This window comes from Vibrio sp. D173a (assembly GCF_030248475.1).
Window position 1 is genome coordinate 1 of record NZ_JAHGAH010001399.1, and the last position, 741, is coordinate 741.

The 741-nt window shown below is 47.6% G+C and carries 1 protein-coding gene; it reads left to right on the forward strand.

The window, feature by feature from the left end; all coding sequences use genetic code 11:
* Nucleotides 1–14: 14 nt before the first annotated feature.
* The coding region (locus KIV40_RS33625; protein WP_285353758.1) for an MFS transporter at nt 15–741 on the forward strand (727 nt) is incomplete at its 3' end.

Genomic DNA, 741 nt, shown 5'->3' on the forward strand with positions numbered 1-741 from the left:
CTCCTGACGAGACGATGAATTCAGAGGTGCCAACACGCCACTGGATCGCTTTGATTGGCGGTCTGATCGGGGCCTTTATGGCTATCTTAGATATTCAGATCACCAACTCGTCATTGAAAGACATTCAAGGCGCACTCTCTGCCACTTTAGATGAGAGCTCTTGGATCTCCACCTCTTATCTGGTCGCAGAAATGATTGCGATTCCACTGAGTGGTTGGTTATCCAAGGCATTAGGTAAGCGCCGTTATTTAACGTGGACGACAGCGATATTCACGCTCTCCTCTTTGCTCTGCTCATTCTCGTGGAATATGACCTCAATGATCGTATTTAGCGCGTTGCAAGGCTTCAGTGGTGGTGCTCTGATTCCGTTGGCGTTTTCACTGGTTATCCAACTTTTACCGCTCAACAAGCGTGCTGTGGGTATGGCGCTTTTTGATGTGACCGCTACGTTTGCGCCCTCTATCGGCCCAACCTTTGGTGGTTGGCTGACAGAAAACCTATCGTGGCACTATATTTTCTACATCAACATTCCACCCGCTTTGTTAGTCATCACCATGATCCGATATGGCCTTGATGATGAAAAACTCGACCTCGGTTCGTTAAAGAAAGCAGACTGGTTTGGTATTGCCACTATGGCACTGGGGCTTGGTTGTTTGGAAGTGGTGCTTGAGGAAGGTAATCGTGAAGAGTGGTTCAGCTCCAGCTTTATAGTCACACTTGCCATAATATCAGTGGTTAGTT